Origin of the sequence: Actinoplanes sp. CA-051413 (assembly GCF_050955795.1) — a bacterium.
Lineage (GTDB): Bacteria > Actinomycetota > Actinomycetes > Mycobacteriales > Micromonosporaceae > Actinoplanes.
In genome coordinates this window covers 8,638,933-8,657,327 of the sequence record NZ_CP192100.1, presented here as the reverse complement: position 1 = coordinate 8,657,327, position 18,395 = coordinate 8,638,933, and the positions used below count along the sequence as shown (strand labels likewise).

The 18,395-nt window shown below is 73.0% G+C and carries 16 protein-coding genes; 4 read left to right on the top strand and 12 right to left on the bottom strand.

Annotated features, from left to right (window positions below; translation table 11 throughout):
• The first annotated feature begins 65 nt into the window (after positions 1-65).
• Positions 66-914 (top strand): 3-hydroxyacyl-CoA dehydrogenase family protein, encoded by an 849-nt coding sequence (locus ACQP2Y_RS40765; RefSeq protein ID WP_433721686.1) that lies wholly within the window; start codon positions 66-68, stop codon positions 912-914.
• Here ACQP2Y_RS40765 and ACQP2Y_RS40760 read toward each other — a convergent pair.
• The 6 genes from ACQP2Y_RS40760 to ACQP2Y_RS40735 all read right to left on the bottom strand — a co-directional run bounded on the left by ACQP2Y_RS40760 (position 911) and on the right by ACQP2Y_RS40735 (position 8,026).
• Entirely contained in the window at positions 911-1,693 is a 783-nt protein-coding gene (locus tag ACQP2Y_RS40760; RefSeq protein WP_433721684.1) for an ABC transporter permease, read from the bottom strand. The genes ACQP2Y_RS40765 and ACQP2Y_RS40760 overlap by 4 nt on opposite strands.
• Positions 1,690-2,568, bottom strand: coding sequence for an ABC transporter ATP-binding protein (locus ACQP2Y_RS40755; protein WP_433721683.1), 879 nt, complete (start codon positions 2,566-2,568; stop codon positions 1,690-1,692). Before ACQP2Y_RS40755 ends, ACQP2Y_RS40760 begins: the two co-directional genes overlap by 4 nt.
• Before the next feature lie 24 nt (positions 2,569-2,592).
• The gene (locus tag ACQP2Y_RS40750; protein WP_433721682.1) at positions 2,593-3,330 is read right to left on the bottom strand and encodes a hypothetical protein; all 738 of its coding nucleotides are present in this window, start codon (positions 3,328-3,330) and stop codon (positions 2,593-2,595) included.
• Positions 3,317-5,950, bottom strand: a complete 2,634-nt coding sequence (locus ACQP2Y_RS40745; protein WP_433721681.1) for an FtsK/SpoIIIE domain-containing protein — start codon at positions 5,948-5,950, stop codon at positions 3,317-3,319. The genes ACQP2Y_RS40750 and ACQP2Y_RS40745 overlap by 14 nt, the downstream gene beginning before the upstream one ends.
• 85 nt (positions 5,951-6,035) lie before the next feature.
• Entirely contained in the window at positions 6,036-7,391 is a 1,356-nt protein-coding gene (locus ACQP2Y_RS40740) for a hypothetical protein (RefSeq protein WP_433721680.1), read from the bottom strand.
• Positions 7,392-7,399: 8 nt separating this feature from the next.
• Positions 7,400-8,026, bottom strand: a complete 627-nt coding sequence (locus tag ACQP2Y_RS40735; RefSeq protein ID WP_433721679.1) for a DUF4126 domain-containing protein — start codon at positions 8,024-8,026, stop codon at positions 7,400-7,402.
• A gap of 58 nt (positions 8,027-8,084) precedes the next feature.
• Here ACQP2Y_RS40735 and nucS point away from each other — a divergent pair, with 58 nt between their 5' ends.
• Positions 8,085-8,744: an endonuclease NucS gene (gene nucS, locus ACQP2Y_RS40730; protein WP_360550238.1), complete on the top strand. Its 660-nt coding sequence runs from the start codon at positions 8,085-8,087 to the stop codon at positions 8,742-8,744.
• Here the strand turns inward: nucS and ACQP2Y_RS40725 are convergent.
• Genes ACQP2Y_RS40725 through ACQP2Y_RS40715 form a run of 3 tightly spaced genes read right to left on the bottom strand, consistent with a single transcriptional unit; the run spans position 8,741 to position 12,412 of the window.
• Entirely contained in the window at positions 8,741-10,252 is a 1,512-nt protein-coding gene (locus tag ACQP2Y_RS40725; protein ID WP_433721677.1) for a DUF6297 family protein, read from the bottom strand. The genes nucS and ACQP2Y_RS40725 overlap by 4 nt on opposite strands.
• Positions 10,249-10,896, bottom strand: coding sequence for an ABC transporter ATP-binding protein (locus tag ACQP2Y_RS40720; RefSeq protein WP_433721676.1), 648 nt, complete (start codon positions 10,894-10,896; stop codon positions 10,249-10,251). The genes ACQP2Y_RS40725 and ACQP2Y_RS40720 overlap by 4 nt, the downstream gene beginning before the upstream one ends.
• Positions 10,897-10,918: 22 nt before the next feature.
• Positions 10,919-12,412: an aldehyde dehydrogenase family protein gene (locus tag ACQP2Y_RS40715; protein ID WP_433721674.1), complete on the bottom strand. Its 1,494-nt coding sequence runs from the start codon at positions 12,410-12,412 to the stop codon at positions 10,919-10,921.
• Positions 12,413-12,469: 57 nt separating this feature from the next.
• Between ACQP2Y_RS40715 and ACQP2Y_RS40710 the strand changes: the two genes are divergently transcribed.
• Together ACQP2Y_RS40710 and ACQP2Y_RS40705 are read left to right on the top strand one after the other, a co-directional pair.
• Entirely contained in the window at positions 12,470-12,805 is a 336-nt protein-coding gene (locus ACQP2Y_RS40710) for a hypothetical protein (RefSeq protein ID WP_360828856.1), read from the top strand.
• A gap of 4 nt (positions 12,806-12,809) precedes the next feature.
• Positions 12,810-13,610: an alpha/beta hydrolase gene (locus tag ACQP2Y_RS40705; RefSeq protein ID WP_433721672.1), complete on the top strand. Its 801-nt coding sequence runs from the start codon at positions 12,810-12,812 to the stop codon at positions 13,608-13,610.
• Between the two features lie 4 nt (positions 13,611-13,614).
• Here the strand turns inward: ACQP2Y_RS40705 and ACQP2Y_RS40700 are convergent, their stop codons facing one another.
• The 3 genes from ACQP2Y_RS40700 to ACQP2Y_RS40690 all read right to left on the bottom strand — a co-directional run bounded on the left by ACQP2Y_RS40700 (position 13,615) and on the right by ACQP2Y_RS40690 (position 18,196).
• Positions 13,615-14,769 carry an AI-2E family transporter gene (locus ACQP2Y_RS40700; protein WP_433721671.1) on the bottom strand — a complete coding sequence of 385 codons (1,155 nt, stop codon included), beginning with the start codon at positions 14,767-14,769 and terminating at the stop codon, positions 13,615-13,617.
• A 108-nt stretch (positions 14,770-14,877) separates the two neighbouring features.
• The gene (locus tag ACQP2Y_RS40695; protein ID WP_433721669.1) at positions 14,878-16,668 is read right to left on the bottom strand and encodes a Laminin subunit beta-1; all 1,791 of its coding nucleotides are present in this window, start codon (positions 16,666-16,668) and stop codon (positions 14,878-14,880) included.
• Between the two features lie 229 nt (positions 16,669-16,897).
• The gene (locus tag ACQP2Y_RS40690) at positions 16,898-18,196 is read right to left on the bottom strand and encodes a DivIVA domain-containing protein (RefSeq protein ID WP_433721667.1); all 1,299 of its coding nucleotides are present in this window, start codon (positions 18,194-18,196) and stop codon (positions 16,898-16,900) included.
• Positions 18,197-18,395 lie beyond the last annotated feature (199 nt).

Below are 18,395 nucleotides of genomic sequence, written 5' to 3'. Positions count from 1 at the left end.
GAGCGTTCGTTAAGCACGGCGGCTAGGCTGTCGGCGTTACCTCAACGTGGAGAAGGAGAGCACACATGGCGGGTCGACTCGCGGTCATCGGCTCCGGTCTGATGGGTTCGGGCATCGCCCAGGTGGCGGCCCAGGCCGGTTGGCAGGTCACCCTGCGGGACCTGGACGAGGCCTCGCTGGCCCGGGGCGTGGCGGCGATCCGGGAGTCCCTGGGCCGTTTCGCGACCAAGGGCAAGATCTCGGCGGAGGACGCCGAGGCGGCGGTCGCCCGGATCACCACCACGACCGAGCTCGACGCGATGGCCGACGCGGACGTGGTGGTCGAGGCGATCTTCGAGAAGCTGGAGGCCAAGCACGAGGTCTTCCGCGCGCTCGACAAGATCTGCAAGCCCGGCGCGGTGCTCGGCACCAACACCTCGGCCATCCCGATCACCCAGATCGCGGCGGTCACCTCGCGGCCGGAGTCGGTCGTGGGCATCCACTTCTTCTCGCCGGTGCCGATGATGAAGCTGGTCGAGCTGGTCCGCGGCTACCAGACCTCGGACGAGACGATGTCCAGTGCGCGCAACTTCGCCGAGGAGGTCGGCAAGACCTGCGTCGAGGTGAAGCGGGACGTGGCCGGCTTCGTCTCCAACCGGCTCTTCTCCGCGCTGCTGGTCGAGGCGATCAAGCTGGTCGAGACCGGCGTGGTGTCGGCGGCCGACCTGGACACGGTGATGAAGCTCGGCTTCGGGCACGCCATGGGTCCGCTGGCCACCGTCGACCTGACCGGCCTGGACGTCATGCTGAACGCGACGTCGAACATCTATCACGACACCGCGGACGAGAAGTTCTTCCCGCCCGAACTGCTGCAGCGAATGGTCACTGCCGGCGATCTCGGTCGCAAGACCGGTAAGGGTTTCTACACCTATTAGCCGTCGCGCTTGGTGGTCCATCGGAACGTGGTCAGACACAGGACGAGGGCCACCAGGCACCACACTCCCAGCACCAGGGCGACCATCGGCAGGTCGTAGGAGCCGCCGGGTTCGCGCGCGCCGAACGACTCCGGCAGGAAGACCGAGCGCAGGCCCTGGCACATCCACTTCAGCGGGAAGATCGACGCGACGTTCTGCATCCAGCCCGGCAGGCTGGTGAAGACGAAGAACACCCCGGAGATGAACTGCAGGATCAGCGCGACCGGGGTGACCACGGCGGGCGCGCTGCGACCGGTCCGCGCCAGCGACGAGAACGCCACCCCGCAGAGCGTGCACGCGGTGATGCCCAGCGCCGACACCCACAGGAACGTCAGCCACTTGGCCCCGGTGTCCGGCAGGTTCAGGTCGAACAGCAGCGTCGCCACGGTCAGCAGGATGACGGTCTCCAGCACCGCGATGAACGCCACCATCAGCACCTTGCCGGCGAAGTAGACCCAGCGCGGCATCGGCGTGCCGAGCAGCCGCTTGAGCACGCCCCGGTCGCGTTCCTGCGGGATCTGGATGGCCAGCGCCTGGAAGCCGGCCGTCATCAGTCCGGTGGCGATCATGCCGGTGACGAAGTACTGGGTGAACTTGACGCCGTTGCCGATGTCGCCGGAGAAGATCGAGCCGAAGACCAGGATGAGGATCGCCGGGAAGGCCAGCGTAAACATCACCTGCTCGCGGCTGCGCAGGAACTGCCGGATCTCCAGCACACCCTGCCTGAGGCCCAGGTTCATGCCTTCGCTCCGATCATCGTCAGATAGATGTCCTCGAGGGTCGGCCGGGTCACGGTCAGGCCCGGCACCTCGCCGTCGAAGCGCGCGGCCAGGTCGGCCACCAGCGCCGTCGGCGTCGCACTCTCCGCGCGTTCCCAGACCCCTTCGGGGGTACGCCACGAGACGGTGGCCAGGGCGGAGGCCCGGTTGCCGAGCTCGCGGGGCGTGTCCACCGCGATGAGCCGGCCGGCCGTGATGACCCCGACCCGGTCGGCCAGGGTCTCCGCCTCCTCCAGGTAGTGCGTGGTCAGCACGATCGTGGTCCCGGCCCCGGCCAGATCCCGGATCAACGCCCAGAACTCCCGCCGGGCCTGCGGGTCGAAGCCGGTGGTGGGCTCGTCCAGGAAGAGCAGCTCGGGCCGGCCGATGATGCCCAGGGCCACGTCGAGGCGGCGCTTCTGCCCGCCGGAGAGGGTGTGCGTGCGGGCCCGGGCCTTGGTGGACAGGCCGACGCGGTCGATCACCGCGGCCGGGTCGTCCGGGGCGGGGTAGAAGCGGGCGAAGTGGGTGACGACCTCGCCCACGGTCAGTTCGTCGAACTCGCCGGTGCCCTGCAGCACGATGCCGACCCGCTCCCGCCAGCGCCGGACGGCCGGATCCGTGCGGGTGGCCCGGCCGTGCACCGTGGCCGGGTCCACGCCGAGCACACTCACCTGTCCGCCGTCGCGCCGGCGGTAGCCCTCGAGGATCTCCACCGTGGTCGTCTTGCCCGCGCCGTTCGGGCCGAGCAGCGCGAAGATCTCGCCGCGCCGGACCGTCAGATCGAGGCCGTCCACGGCGGCGGTGTCACCGTAGAGCTTGCGCAGGCCATTGACCTCGATCGTGGTCTCTTCCATAGGCAGAGACCATACGGTGGCAGGTCAGCGGGAGGACGCGAAGGTCACCGAGAGGACAGTCGCGGCGAGCATCCCGCCGATCAGCGTCAACCCGATCCCGCCGATGTCGAGCCGGGCCCGCAGCTTGCGGTGGGCGAGTGCGGCGGCCACCGGTACGCCCGCGGACGGCGCGACCACGAACGCCAGCCAGCCCAGCCCGCGCAGCACGGCGCCGCCCGGGATCCCCGTACCCCCGAAGGTCACCAGCCCGGCCGCGACCAGCCCGCACATCCCGGCCACCAGCGCGCCCAGCAGCGGCAGCAGCGGCAGCGACCAGCGCGGCAGCGACCGGCGCAGCGGCGGGCGCACGGTCACGTCGATCCGCTCGGCCGCCCGGGCGAGCAGCGTCCGGGCCGACTGCCGCGGCGCCGGCAGGGTCGAACCGGAGTCCGGCCCGCTCTCCAGCGCGGTACGCGGCAGCGCCTCGATGGACACCGGCTCGGGCACCTCACCCAGCGCCCGTACCCGCAGGCCCGGCGCCCGCCGCAGCTGCTCCCACAGCCGGGCCGCCTCCCGGTCCACGTCGAGCACCTGGGCCGCCGCGGCACCCGCCCAGCGATCGGCCGAGATGGCGTCGCCCTCGGCCCGGGCGAGTTCCCCGGCGGCCTGCGCGGCACTGGTCTGGTACGCCTGCTCGGCGTCCGCCAGAGCCGCGTCCCGCCGCCGGGCGACGTCGGCGAGCGCGCTCATCATCAACTGGTAGTCGCGGTCACGTGTGGTCACTGTTCACCTCGTACGGGATGATCACTTCCGGATGGCGGTGCACCGAGCGGTCGAAGAACAGCGCCCGGCGGGCGCGCGGATACCAGACCGGGCCGCCGGGCTGGGGTGAGAGCGGGCTGAGCTCGGGGCCCTGCACGTCGAGCGCCACCCACGCGCCGATGGTGTCCAGCCGGGCGCCGGGGCCGCCGAGGTCGTCGCGCAGCCGGGGCACGGACCGCCACCAGCCCAGCACGTGGATGCGCTGCTCGGGCCCGTCGGTCAGCAGGGCCCGCCAGCGGTCGCGGTAGGACGCTCCGGCGGCGTCCAGGGCGTAGCCGAGGACGTAGTGCGGGATGCCGTCCGGCGCCAGGACGTCGAAGAACTGGTCGAGGTCGCCGCTGCCGTACCAGTCGGCCTGGGGCAGTTCGGCGACGAGCCGGGCGGCCGGGCGTTCCGCGCCGGGTTCCAGGCAGACGACGCTGAAGCGGGCGGGCCCCTGCGCGGCCAGCGAGAGCGCGGCCGCGGCGAGCACGTCACAGGCCTCATCGGTACGGGTGCCGAGCACAGCCAGGTTGCGCCCGGGCATCCGGCCGAGCCGCAGCCGCGCGGGGCGGGCAGCCACGTCGATCCGCTCGCCCAGCACAGCCCCCGGGGACGAGCCGATGTCGCCGCCGGAGTGCACCACCCGCCCGGTGGGCCGGTACGCCTGCGGCAACCGTGGCACCGCGTCCCCGTCGAAGAGCCGGGGCGGCACGCAGCTGTCCGGCCGCCGGTGCCAGAGCTTGCGCTGCAGCGTGCGCCACGTCTGCCGGTCGCCGGCGTCGGGCAACCGGACGATGTGGTTGGCCCCGGCCGCACCGGAGTCGGCGTTGACGACCGCGTGGAAGCGGGGGATGACGGCCGCGGCCAGGTTGGTGTCCGCCAGGATCCGCCGGGCCTTGGGCAGCGCGATGCGCAGCGTGAACTGTCCGATCAGGCCGGAGCGGCCCCACAGCGCCTCGATGCCGGAGACGTCCTGGCTGGCCAGCACGAGGTGGATGCCCTGCGAGCGGCCACGCCGGGCCAGGTCCTCCAGCAGGGTCACGGCCTCCTCGGCGACCGCGTCGCGCCCGGCCAGCAGCACCTGGAACTCGTCGATGACGGCGACGATCCGCGGCCAGTGCCCGGCCGGGTCCTCGGCGCGCAGCTCGGCCAGCTTCGAGGCCTCGTGGCGCTTGGCCGCCTGGGCCCGGGCCCGCAGCTCCTCGCCGAGGTGGCGCAGCAGGGCCAGGCCGAACTCCCGGTCGCCGTTGACGTTGATGCCGGCCAGGCGCACCTGGGGCAGCCAGCTGGGGTCGCGCGGGCCCGGGGCGAACCGGGCGAACGACACGCCCTCCTTGAAATCGAGCAGGTAGAAGGCGAGTTCCTCGGGGCCGTACCGGGCGGCCAGCGAGCCGATCCAGGCGTAGATCAGGTTGGTCTTGCCGGAGCCGGACGGGCCACCGATCAGCGCGTGCGGCGGATCGTCGCCGAGCGGCACCGAGATCAGCGAGCCGTCCGTGCTGTCCCCGATCGGTGCGCTCAAGCCGTGCGCGGACGACTCCAGCCAGAGCTTCTCCGGTTCCAGGTCGGCGAAGCGGGCGGGTGGCGGGCCCTGGCGCAGCTTCTCGGCCGTGGCCCGGCAGAAGCCGGCGATCCGCTCAGGGGGCGGCGCCGCGTCGAGCCGTACGGTGAGGTCGCCGATGGTGTCGCAGGTGGCGGTCTCGCCGTGCACCTCGATGCGTTCCACCGTGGGATGCGGCGCCAGCTCCAGGCCCCGGACGACCAGGTGCACGCCGCAGGCCACCCCGGTACGGGCGATCCGGTCCAGCTGGGCCCGCTGGTCGGGGCTCAGCTCGGCGTCCGCGAGCAGCACGATGATCCGCCACGGTTCCGGGCGCGGGCCGGTCGTGGCAGCGATGAGCTCGGCCAGGGAGGCGTACTCGCCGGCCAGGACGGTCTCGTTGACCCGGCAGATCTGTTCCACCAGGTCGTCGAGCACCGCGCCGAGCCCGCCGGGACCGATGAAGGACAGCAGGCCGGCGTTGCCCAGCGGCGCGAACGCGGCCAGCGTCCCCCCGAGCTGCTCGGGGTCGTAGACGGTGAGCCGGACGTCGCCGGGCCGGGTGGTGCCGAGCGCGCGCAGCAGCAGGCCCGAGATGACGCCGTCCACGGCCTCCCGGTCGCCGGCCAGGTTGAGGTGGGCGTGGTCGAGCAGCGGCACCAGGGCGGGCAGGCGTCGTTCACCGTCGCCCGGGTCGTAGCCGATGGTGCCGATCCGCAGCAGCCCGGGGCGGGTGACCCGGTCCGGCTCGGTGGGCGTCCAGTAGCGCCACGCTGTGCCGGCCGCGCCGGAGGCGTACAGGGCGGCCAGTGATTCGACGTTGCGGGTCAGCGAGCCGGCCTCGCTGCGGGTCCGGCGCAGGATGTCCTCCCGGGCCGCCTCCCGCGCCTCGGCCAGCTGGGCCAGGCAGGTGGAGTACGCGTCCCGGATCAGCTGTTTGCGGCGCAGCGCCTCACTGCGGGCCGACTCGGCGGCGGCCAGCACGGCCCGGGCGGTGCCGCGCGCTTCGGCCAGCTCCTGCCGGACGACGGCGACCAGTGCGTTGCGGTGGCTTCCCACTGCACCCCCCGGATTCCAAGATGGGGGATTTTAACCAGTTTGGGGTGCTTGTCTGCTTGAGGCGGCGCGTGTCGCCATCGAACCGTCACCGCACGGGTTGCCGGCGCGCGCCCGCTCCCGCCCCGGTCAACCAGCGCGGATCAGTGCTCACCAGGTCCCGCCAGAGCTGCGCGGAGACCATGGCGGCCCCCTCGGCCTGCCACCGGCGCAGCGAGCGCCGGGGCACGTACCGGCGGAACCAGTCCACGGCCCGCCGGGCGTCCCGGTCCAGGCCCTCCGGCTGCGGACCCCGCTGGTACGGCCGCAGCCCCATGACGGTGCAGTAGTGCAGCGCGTTGAAGAACCGCCACTCCTCGGTCGTGCCGAACACCCCGGCCGGCTTGAGCCGGGCCACGTGCTCACTCAGCACCGCCTGCAGCTCGGCCGCCCGGACCAGCGGCTGATCGGCCACCCCGGGCCCCCGCGCGGCCAGCCGGCGGTCCACCGTGGGCAGCTCGACCAGGGGGTTGCGCAGCAGCCGGCCCACATCGCCGAAGTCCTCCAGCGCGCGGCGGGTCAGCCGGCGGAACTCGTCGGCGTCCAGGGCGAGCATCTGGTGCCGCTCCCGGCGCCGGGGCAGCGCCTCGGCGGCCCGGTACAGCGGGCCGCGGGTGAGCCGCAGCCGGTCGTCGGTGAGGAAGGCGATCCGGTCCAGCCCCGCGCGCAGCTCCCCGGCCAGCCCGACCGCGCTCAGCACCATCGCCACCAGCACGAACTGCAGCACGGCCACTGTGTCGAGGCTCGGCGCGGCCAGCATGGTCAGCGCCGCCGGACCACCGCAGAGCAGCACGGCGAGCGTCGCGGCCAGCAGGGACCGGCGCAGGTCGGGCAGGAGGCGCTCACCCGCCTCCACGGCGTCGGCCACCGCCACCAGGTAGCCCATCACCAGCAGGTCCAGCCCGATCGCGGCGATCACCAGTGCGGGCGGGCCCACCTCGATCGGGCCCAGCACCACGATGAGCCCGAGGCTGTAGAGGATCGCGGCGGCGGTCAGCGCGGTGGGTAGCGAGGCCGGGCGTACCCGCTCGCGGTAGCGCAGCAGCAGCACGATGCCGCCGGCCAGCGGGGCCAGGGCGACCAGCTTGCCCACGTCCGGCAGCGCGGCCGCCAGGACCAGGAACACCAGCGCGGCGATCGGCCAGCCGCGGTTGACCTGCCGATGCTCGGGCGCGCTCGGTGGCAGCAGCCCCACCGCGACCCCGGCCCAGCACAGGGCCGGCACGCAGAGCAGCACCTGGGCGAGCCCGGAGCCCGGCTGCACCGTCCAGGCGGCCACCGCGACCGCGTACGCCACCAGCGCCCCCGCCGCACGCCACAGCACGGCGCGGGTGGGATCACGCCCCACCAGATAGCAACCGAGCCACCAGGTCAGAGCGAAGGCTGGTACGGCGATCGCGGCCACCGCAGCAGTCAACCAAACAGACGCCCGGTCCCGACACCCTCAACCGGGCGCTGTTCCCGCTTGCGCCGCCGGCGCCGCCTGATCACCCACCAGCCGCCGAGCACCAGCAGCGCGAGTCCGAGCAGGACCAGCACCGGCAGCAGGATCGCCAGCAGGGACAGCACAACGCTGCCGAAATCCTCGGCGGTGCTGGCCACGGGCGCGCCGACACCGGCCGTGGTGGCGTTCACCACCGGCCGGGAGGCGGCCTTCACGCCGTGCACGCAGAGCGCGATCACGACGCCGGCGGCCACCGGCACCCACTGGTGGGAGCCGAAGAACGCGCCCGGGTCCGACACGGTGACCGTCTCGGACGACGACCCGGCGCCGAACGCCAGCCCGCCGGCGGTCGGCCGGACCACGGTCTGCACGATGTCGTTGACGTGGTCCACCACCGGGATCTTGTCGGCGACCACCTCGACCGCCAGCAGCAGGGCGAGGATGGCGACGACCCAGCCGTTGGAGAGCCACTGCCAGCCGCTGGGCAGGTTGATGGCGTCGGTGTAGCGGGCCAGCAGACCCATGGTGAGCAGGGGGATGTACGCATTCAGCCCGGCGGATGCCGCCAGGCCGGTACCGGTGAGCGCTTCGAGCACACCATCAGCATGGCACCGCCGCGCTCGCCCGGCAGGGCACGGAGGCTACCCTCGTCGGGTGCGCCTGGTCATTGCGAAATGCTCCGTGGACTATGTCGGCCGTCTCTCCGCCCACCTGCCGTTGGCGACCCGGCTCCTGATGGTCAAGGCCGACGGCTCGGTGTCCATCCACGCCGACGACCGTGCCTACAAGCCGCTCAACTGGATGAGCCCGCCCTGCAAGCTGCAGGAGGCCCCGGGCGTGTGGAAGGTCGTCAACAAGGCCGGCGAGGAGCTGCGGATCACCCTCGAGGAGATCTTCCAGGACACCTCGTACGAACTGGGCGTTGATCCCGGCCTGGTCAAGGACGGCGTCGAGGCGCACCTGCAGGAGCTGCTCGCGGCCCATCCGGCGACCTTCGGTGAGGGCTGGACCCTGGTCCGCCGCGAGTACATGACGGCGATCGGCCCGGTCGACCTGCTCTGCCGCGACGCCGCCGGGGGCGCGGTGGCCGTGGAGATCAAGCGCCGCGGCGAGATCGACGGCGTGGAGCAGCTCACCCGCTATCTCGAGCTGATGAACCGCGACCCGCTGCTCGCGCCGGTCCAGGGTGTCTTCGCCGCGCAGGAGATCAAGCCGCAGGCCCGGGTGCTCGCCACCGACCGCGGCATCCGCTGCGTGGTGGTCGACTACGACAAGCTGCGCGGCATGGAGCGCAACGAGCTGACTCTGTTCTAACGGCCGCTGAGCTCGACCCGGTCGTTCTCGGTCGTCGCGTTCAGGTAGGCGCGCATGCCGATCACTGCGACCGCGGCCTGCACGACCACGCCGGTCCAGCTCAGCGGGCCGCCCTGGGCGATCTGCACGACCGTGGGCAGGCCCAGCAGCAGCACGTCCAGCCCGGCGACGGCGTTGAGCACAGGCCCGGTCGACACCGAGCCCATCGGGGTGTCCAGCGGCATCAGTCCGTTGTCGACGAAGCCCACCCGGGCCTTGCGCATCGTCGCCGCCGCGCCGACCGGGCCCAGCGTCAGGCCCAGCGCCCACCACGGTCCGGCCGGCAGGTCGCCGAGCGCCCACAGCAGACTCAGCGCGGCGGCGTACCAGAGCCCGGAGAGCACCCCGGGCACCCAGAGCCGCTGGCCGATCGCCCGGCGCGAGCTGAGGCCCAGCAGGCGCAGCATGACCGGGTTGCCGGCGTCGGTGCGGATCGTCCCGGCCGTCACGCCACCGGCGATCAGGCCGCCGACCAGCACGGCGACGCCGAGGATCCAGGCGGGCAGGTGGGTCAGCAGAGCGGGCAGCGTGACCGCACCGGCCACCCACAGCACCCGGCGGGGACGGCGGCGCAGCAGCAGGAGGTCCTGGGCGACCAGGATGGGCACCCGCGGCCAGAGCCGCCGGGACTTGAGCATGCGGTGGGCCCAGTAGCGCCGCTCGACCATCTCGGTCACGAAGGACGGTTCCATGCCGTACGCCGAGTCGAAGAGCGTGCCGGCCGTCTTGGACGCCTCCAGGATCCGCTCGTTCGGGGTCGTGGCGAGCCGCCGTACCGCCAGCACGAGGAGCACGGCCACGACCAGCGCGAGCGCACCGCCCAGCGCGGTGACGACCGGCGCCGCGGGCCATCCCGGGCCCGCGCGCGGCGCCCCGACGGCCGAGTCGACGACCAGCCCGGCCAGGCCCCCCGCCACCACCAGGTACGCCGCGCGGTCGGCCCAGGACGACCACCAGCGGTCGGCCTGCGCGGCCAGCGCGACCAGCAGCAGCACGCCGCCGAGCAGCGACCCGACCAGGGGCAGCAGCGCATCGGCTCCCGGCACCGGACGGGCCGCCACGTGGCCGAGCACGGCCAGCCCGGCGACGGCACCCGCGGCGGCAGCGCCGATCAGCGCCACCCACAGCGACGGCAGCAGCAGACGACGTCGGCTGACCGGGGCGGTGAGCAGCCAGGACGCGGCCGGGCGGCTCAGCGCGAGCGGGCCGAGGCGGCGCAGGGCCAGGTAGAGGCCGCCGCCGACGACCAGCATCAGCGAGTCGCCGGCCAGCTCGGAGGCGTTCGGCTCGGCCGGCCAGACCACGGCGGCGATCTGCTTGTGCACGATGCCGCCGACGATGAGCACGAACAGTACGGCGAAGTAGTAGTTGCCCAGGGTCTCGCCGCGTTCCCGATGCGCGGACTGCGTGCGGCGCACCCAGCGGCGCAGGCCCCGGACGCTGACCGGGGCGGTCACTGAGGCGGTCACCGGGCGTCGGCGGAGTGCAGGTCCGCCATGCTCACCGTGCTGGTGCCGGCCGCGGCCGCGAACGCGTCGTCGTGGCTGGCCATCAGCACCGTGCCGCCGTCGGCGAGATAGTCGTGCAGCAGGCCCGCCACCAGCGCCCGGCCCTCGGGGTCGAGGCGTTGCTCCGGCTCGTCCAGGATCAGCAGCCGGCTCGGCCGCAGCAACGCCAGCGCCAGCGTGAGGCGCTGCTTCTGCCCCGACGACATCGACGGCGGGATGGCGTCGGCGTGCGAGGCGATGCCGAAGCGGTCCAGCGCCTCGTCCATCCCGGCCGCCGCCGGGTCCAGGCCGTGCGCCCGGCAGACCAGTTCGGCGTGCTCCCGCGCGGTCAGGCCCGGATACCAGGTCGGCGGCTCCACGGTGGTGACCACGGCCCGCCAGAACTCCGGTGTGGACCCGGGCGGGGCGCCGAAGATCTCGATCTCACCCGCGTCGGCGCGTTGCAGGCTCGCCACGCAGCGCAGCAGCGTCGACTTGCCGATGCCGTTCTCACCGATCACGCAGACACCGGCGCCGACCGGCACGGTGAGCTGGACGTCCACCAGCACGGGCGTGGAGCCGTAGCTCACCGACAGGTCGCGGACCTCGATCGCGGAATGATCCACCGGGTGACGCTAGCAAATGGGGTTACGGGCGGCGGCCGTACAGGAGCTTGACCGCCTTGACGATTCGGGCGACCTGGGCCGGAGTGCGCTCGAAGGTCATCGCGGGCAGGAGCGACGGTCCCCGCCGTACGGTGATCGACTTGGCCCGGCCGAACTCGCGCAGCCCGTCCTCGCCGTGGATGCGCCCGAAGCCGGAGTCGCCGACCCCGCCGAACGGCAACGTGGCCATCCCGACGAAGCTCAGCGTGGAGTTCACCGCGACCATGCCGGTGTGCAGGCGCCGGGCGATCCGGATCCCGTGCGCCTTGCCGAAGACCGCCCCGCCCAGCCCGTACGGCAGCGCGTTGGCCCGGCTGATCGCCTCCTCGGTGTCGGCCACCTTGGTGATCGTCACCGTGGGACCGAAGGTCTCCTCGCGGATCGCGGCCGAGTCCTCCGGCACGTCGACCAGCACGGTCGGGGCGACGTTGGGCGGCTGCACCGCACCGGCGCCACCGAGCAGCGCCCGGCCGCCACCGGCCAGCGCGTCGTCGATGTGCCGGCGGATGACGTCCACCTGGCCCGGCATGGTGATCGGCCCGATCTCCTCGCCGAGGCGCAGCTTGCCGGCCTTCTCGACGACGGCCGCGACGAAGGCGTCGTAGACCGGGGCGACCGCGTAGACCCGCTCGATGCCGATGCAGGTCTGCCCGGCGTTGGTCATCGAACCCCAGACGGCGGCCTCGGCCGCGGCGTTCACGTCCGCGTCGGCGTCGACGATCAGGGCGTCCTTGCCGCCGGCCTCCAGCACCACCGGGGTGAGCGTCTCGGCGCAGGTGGCCATGACCTTCTTGGCGGTGGCGGTGGAACCGGTGAAGGCGATCTTGCCGACCCCGGACCGGCACAGCGCGGCGCCGACGTCACCGAGGCCGTGCACGACCTGGAACACCGGCTCCTCGGGGACGATCTCGGCGAACGAGTCGGCGAGCCACTGGCCCACCGCGGGCGTGTACTCGCTGGGCTTGAGCACGACCGCGTTCCCGGCGGCCAGCGCGCCGCTGATCGGGCCCAGCGGCGTGAGGATCGGATAGTTCCACGGTCCGATCACGCCGACCACGCCGAACGGCTGGTACTCCAGGTGGCCGGAGTGCTCGGCGACCAGCAGCCGGGTCCGCATCCGGCGGGGGCCCAGCACGCGCTTGGCGTTGCGGGCGGCCCAGTCGATGTGCTCGATCGCCGCGGTGGCCTCGACGATGGCGTCGGCGAGCGGCTTGCCCGTCTCAGCGTGGGTGAGCGCGGCCAGCTCCTCGATGCGCTCGGCGAGCAGGGCCCGCCAGCGCAGCAGCCGGGTCCGGCGGCCGTCGAAGTTGAGGCCGGCCCACCAGGAGCCGGCGGTGCGGGCCCGCTCCACGGCGGCCCCGACCGCCTTGTCGTCCGAGATCGGGACACGGCCCGCCTCGGCGCCGGTCGCAGGGTTGGTCGAGACGAGGAAACCGTCCTCGACCACGGGCATGCCGGGAGTACGGGTAGCCGTCATGAACGTGAGTCTAAGTCGCATTCGGCGTGCCGCACCTCACACGTACGCTTGATTATCGTGAGTCCTCGCCGTAACCGCCCCCGACGCGACACCGCGCCCACCCCGCTGGGCGACGAGCGCACCCGCAAGGGCATCGAGGGCGTCCAGCAGTACCAGGACGGCGAGTGGCTGGTCCGGTCGATCTTCGGCGGCGCGGCCACCAAGACGTACCGCTGCCCCGGCTGCATGCAGGAGATCCGCCCGGGCGTCGCGCACATCGTGGCCTGGCCGGCCGACGAGCGGGGCGACGAGAGCGACCGGCGGCACTGGCACACCGGCTGCTGGCGGGCCCGGGACCGGCGCAGCCCCGGTGTGGAGCGCTCGCGCAACGCCCCCCGCTATGGACGAGGATGAAGTCGTGACCAATCAGATCCGTGCCAACTCCGTCTTGCCCGCCCGGCGCGAGGACATCACCCTGCACACCGCCGACGGCCTCACCCTGGTCGGCGAGCTGGCCCGGCCGGAGTCCGGCGAGCCCGTGGCCACGCTGATCTGCCTGCACCCGCTGCCCACCCACGGCGGGATGATGGACAGCCACGTCTTCCGCAAGGCGGCCTGGCGGTTGCCCGCGCTGGCCGGGGTGGCGGTGCTGCGGTTCAACACCCGGGGCACGTCCAGCGTCCGCGGCACCAGCGAGGGCGAGTTCTCCTCGGGCGTCGACGAGCGCTTCGACGTCGCCGCCGCGATCGAGTACGCGGAGTTCCACGACCTGCCGAACATCTGGCTGATCGGCTGGTCCTTCGGCACCGACCTGACCCTGATGCACGGGCTGGACCCGGCCATAACGGGCGCGATCCTGCTCTCCCCGCCGCTGCGTTTCTCCCAGCCGGAGCACCTCGCCGCCTGGGCCGCCGGTGGCAAGCCCTTGACCGCACTCGTGCCCGAGTTCGACGACTACCTGCGGCCGGCCGAGGCCCAGTCCCGCTTCGCGGCGATCCCGCAGGCCGAGGTCGTCGGGGTGCCCGGCGCCAAGCACCTGTGGGTCGGCGACGCCGAGAAGGTGCTGGACGAGATCGTGCGGCGGGTCGCCCCGGACGTGCCGGTGCCGCTGCCGCGGACCTGGGACGGGCCCATCGAGTCGGGCGACATGAACGCGTACGCCGACCGGACGGTGGCCGCCTTCGCCGACGTGCCCGTCCCCAAGCCGCTGGCCGACTGATTGCCTACTTGTCCTCCATGCTGGGATTGACCACCTCGCGGACGATCAACTGGATCGCGGCGACCATCGGGATGGCGATCAGCGCGCCGATCACCCCGAAGAGCCCCACGCCCAGCAGGGCGGCCGTCACCGCGGCCACGTCGCTGACCTTCACCGACCGGCGCATCACGTTCGGATAGATCAGGTAGTTCTCCACCTGCTGATAGATCACGAAGAAGACGATGCAGGCGATGCCGGTCGGCAGCGAGGCGGCCAGCCCGACCAGGCTGACGACGACCGCGCCGAGCGTCGCCCCGATCTGCGGGATGAGGTCACAGACGGCCACCACGACCGCCAGCGCGAACGGGTAGGCCAGCCCCACAATCATCGCGAACACCCAGGTGCTCAGCCCGGCCAGCACGGCGATGGCGATCGCCCCGACCATGTACGCGCCGACCTTGCCGAGGATCTCGTCGGTGAGCAGCCGCACCCGCTGCCGCCGGGAACGCGGGACGAGGGCGTACCCGCCTTCCTTGATCCGGTCGAACGCCGCCAGGAAGTAGATGACCAGCACCAGCACGGTCAGCACGTTGAAGATCGTGCCGAAGAGCAGCCGCGCGCCGCCGACCACGCCGCCCAGCGCGTTGGTGACCGTGCCCGCGTCCAGGGCGCTCTGCACCCGGGACAGGATGTCGTAACGCTGGACCAGGTCCCGGACGGTCTCGTTGCGTTGCAGGCTCTCGATGAAGCCCGGCACGTTCTCGATGAGCTGCCCGGTCTGGGTGACCAGCGGCGGCACCAGCGCGAAGACGCCGCCGCAGAGCAGCAGCACCACCGAGAGGGCGATGACCGTCACGGCCAGGCCGCGGGGGAGACCCCAGCTGCGCAGCCTTGTGACGGCCGGGTTCAGGCCGATGGCCAGGAACAGCGCGATGAAGATGAGCACCAGGATCGAGGCCGCGTTGCGCAGGCCGAGGAAGATCCCGTACGCCGTGAGCAGGCCCAGCCCGCCCAGCAGCCCGACCAGGAACGGGTTGCGCCGGTTGAGCGGGGGACCGGGCGGACCGAAATCCCCGTCGGGGTGCGGGTCGTCGACGGGTGGCTCCGGCCCGGCCCCGGTCGGGGGCGCCGGCGACGCGTCGGCGTCGTCCTCGACCGGGCGGGGCTCATCGGCCGTCACCGGGACCTCCACACAGGAACGCGGGAGGCCCGGGCAGCGGTGGACCACCGGTGCGGCGACCGGACTTCCCGGCGCGCAGAGTATCGCTCCGGGTAAAGACGCCGCCGGTCAGTCGGCGTCGACGCCGACCCGGCTGCCGGCCGGGCGGGTGGTGACCTTGGCCGAGGCGCTCACCTTGGCCGGGGCCGGCGAGCCGGGCGCGGCGGCCTTGTCAGTCGGTGCGGCGGCCTTGTCGGTCGGCGCTGTCTTCTCGGTCGATGCGGGCTTCTCCGGGGCGGCGTGCTGGCCGGCCGGCGTCGCCGGGGATGCGGCCTGGGGCGTCACTGAAGCCTGCCCCGTCGCGGTCGCCGGCTGAGTGGTCCCGGGCCGGGCGGTCGTGGACTGGGCGGTCGCGGGCCGGGCGGTCGCCGGCTGGGCGGTCCCGGGCTGGGCGGCGGTCGCCGGCTGGGCGGTCCCGGGCTGGGCGGCGGTCGCCGGCCGGGCAGTCGCGGGCTGGGCGGTCCCGGCCGGGCTCTGGGCGGCCGGGTTCTGGGCACTGGGCCGCTGGGCGGCCGGGCTCTGGGCACTCGGACCCTGGGCACTCGGACCCGGGGCACTCGGACTCCGGGCGGGCGCGGGCGCTGACTGCTGCGGCTCGTCGTCCTCGTCGTCGTCCGGGTTCGGCGATGCCGCGGCGGCGAGCACGGCGGCCGAGGCCAGCTCGGCGACGCGCTTGGCCTCCCGCTGCACCTGGCGGCGGACCTCGGTGGCCCGGCGCTCGGCGGCCTCACCGGCCCGCTTGGCCTCCTCGACGTGCACGAGCTCGCGCTCCAGCTCCGCCTTGACCTCGGTCAGGCGCTGCTGCACACGCTGCGTCTCCTGCTCGGCCTGCCGGGCGCGCTCGGCGGCGTCGGCCGCCTTCTTCTCCGCCTCGGCGACCTTGGCCTGCGCGGCCGCCAGGTCGCGGCCGGCGGCGGCGATCTTGTTCTGCTGGCCGGCGATCTCCTGGCGGATCGCGGTGGCCTGCTCGTCGGAGCGGCGCAGGATCTCCTCGGCGTACTTGTCGGCCTCGCTGCGCAGGTCGGCGCACTGCTTTTCGACCGCGGCGCGCATCGTGGTGAGCTCCTGGGTCAGCTCCTGGCGGCGCTGCGCGATCTCGCGGTCGGCGGCGGCCTTCAGCTCGGTGCGCTCCCGGTCGGCGTCCGCGCGCTGCTTGGTCACGTCCTGCTGGGTCTTGTCGCGCAGGGCCTTGATCTCCTGGTCGGCCTGGACCCGGGTGGACTTGACGTAGCCCTCGACCTCGGCCCGCTGGCGCTGCACTTCCTGCGCGGCGCGCTCGGTGAGCTGCTGGGCCTCGGCGCGGGACCGGGCGAGGGTGGACTCGGCCTCGGCGCGCAGCTGCTCGGCGGCCTGGCGGCTGCTCGCGACGGCCTTCTCGGCGGCGGCGCGGCGGGCGACGTCGACCTTCTCCTCCTCGGCCCGGCGGGCGGCCAGGGCGATCTCGAAGTCGCGGATGCCGTCGTGGGCGTGCGCCTCGGCCTCGGCGCGGATCCGCTCGGCCTCGGCCAGCCGGGCGGCGATGTCGTCGGTGGCGGAGCTCTTGATGTCGGCGGCGACCTCCTCGGCCTTGGCCAGGATCTCCTCGACCTTCGGCCCGAGGTGCCGGAAGGAGACGTCGGCGAGGCCCGGCTGGCGCCGCGACTGGGCGGCCTCCTGCTGTAGGCGGTCGATCTGCCCGGCCATCGCCTGGATCTGCGAGTAGGCCTGTTCGCGCTCACTGACCAGGGCGGAGATCTCGTTCTCGGCCCGCGCCACGTAGCGTTCGACCTGCTTCTTCTCGTAACCCCGCAGGGCGGTCTCGAAGCTGGGCTCCGAGGCAGCGTCTCCACCGAGACCGAAGATTTCCCCGCCGTGCGACATGCTTTCCATCCTCACATACCCATCGTCCCGTGACGTGTCGATACACACCGGCCTGGCGGGACTATGCGTCTGGTTGCGATTTGTCAGGGCTCAGGCTACTGGCGGAAACAAACGGGCCGTACCGGAGGACTCCGGCACGGCCCGCAGATGCTTCGCACAGCCCACCCGGTCGTCTCAACCGTGGCGCACACCGAAGGGTGGCGCAACCGGGGACCGAGTGGTGAACGACTCAGCTCGTCTTGGCAACCGCCTCGGGCTTGCCGGCGTCGCCGGCCTCGGCCGGCCGCTGGGCCGGGGTGTCCGCCTTGGCCTCGGCCTGCTTGACGGCCTCGGCCGCCTTGGCCGCCGCACCCACGGTCGGCACCAGGCCGGACAGGCCGGAGAGCATCTGACCGAGCTGGTTGGTGACGGCGTCCTTCTGCCGGGTGAGGTCCTCGACCTCGCGCTTGGCGGCCTGCGTGGTGAGCTCGGCCTCGGTGCGCGCATCGCTGAGCAGCCGCTGCGACTCGGACCGGGCCTCGGTCACCGTCTTCTCCGCGAGGGCGCGGGCCTTCTCGACCGTCTCGATGGCGGTGCGCTCGGACTCGACCCGGCGGCTCTCGGCGCGCTGCTCGATCTCCTTGGCGCGGTCCTCGGCGGCGCGGGCCCGGCCCTCGGCCTCGGCCACCATCTTCTGGGTGGCGTTGACCTGGGCGGCGTGCCGCTGCGACTCCTCGCGCTCGCTCTTCTCCCGGCGCTCGGCGGTCTCCAGCGCGAGGGCCTGCAGGTCCTTGTCGCGCTTGTCGCGGGCGTCGGTGAGCATCTTGGTGGCCTCGGCGCGCTTCTCCTCGGCCTCCCGGGCCGCCTTGGCGCGCAGCTGGGTGATCTCGCGTTCGGCGGTGGCCCGCAGCGAGGCGACCTCGCGCTCGACGGTCGACTTGAGCTCGGCGACCTCATGTGCGGTGACCGTGCGCAGCTGCTTGGTCTCGCGGTCGGCGTCGGAACGCAGCGTGTCGGCCTCGCGCCGGGCCTGCACCCGGTTTTCCGCGGCCTCGCGCTCGGCCTGCGTGCGGAGCTGCCCCGCCTCACGCTCGGCCGTCGCCTTCATCGCGGCGGCCTCGGCCCGCGCCTTGTCGGTGATCTCGCGGGCCTCGAGGCGCGCGGCGGAGAGGATGCCCTCGGACTCCCGCTTGGCCTCGCTGCGGTGGTCGTTGGCCTGTTCCTCGGCCAGCCGCAGGATCTGCTCGACCCGGGTGCCCAGCCCGGAGAGGGTCGGCCGGTTGTTCTCCTCGAGAAGCTTGTTGCTGTCGGCCAGCTTCTGCTCGAGGGCGTTGAGGCGCTGCTCCGCCTGCCGCAGCCGGCGCTGCGCGTCGTTCATCCGCTGCTCGGCCTCGCCACGGGCCTGCTCGGACTGGTTCAGGGCGGCGATGAGCCGGCCGAGGTGGGCGTCCACCTGTCCGCGGTCGTATCCACGCAGGACAACGGTGAAGTCGGTCTGCGAATTTGCGGTCTCGAAGAACGCGAGATTGGCATCCTGCTGCTGGGGCATTGGGACATACTGGCAGACCCCCCAGGGGGCCACGCAAGACCGTACGGGCCGGGTATTCCGCCCTGTGATCACCTTCGGCCCGCCTGCCGAAGGCCGAGGTCGGCCGTTCGGGTGGCGCCGAGGTGCGCTTGCCCGCACAGCGTTGCCGCGCCGCTACCTGCTGTGCCGTCCCGAAGCAGAAGATCGTCTCACAGGGCCA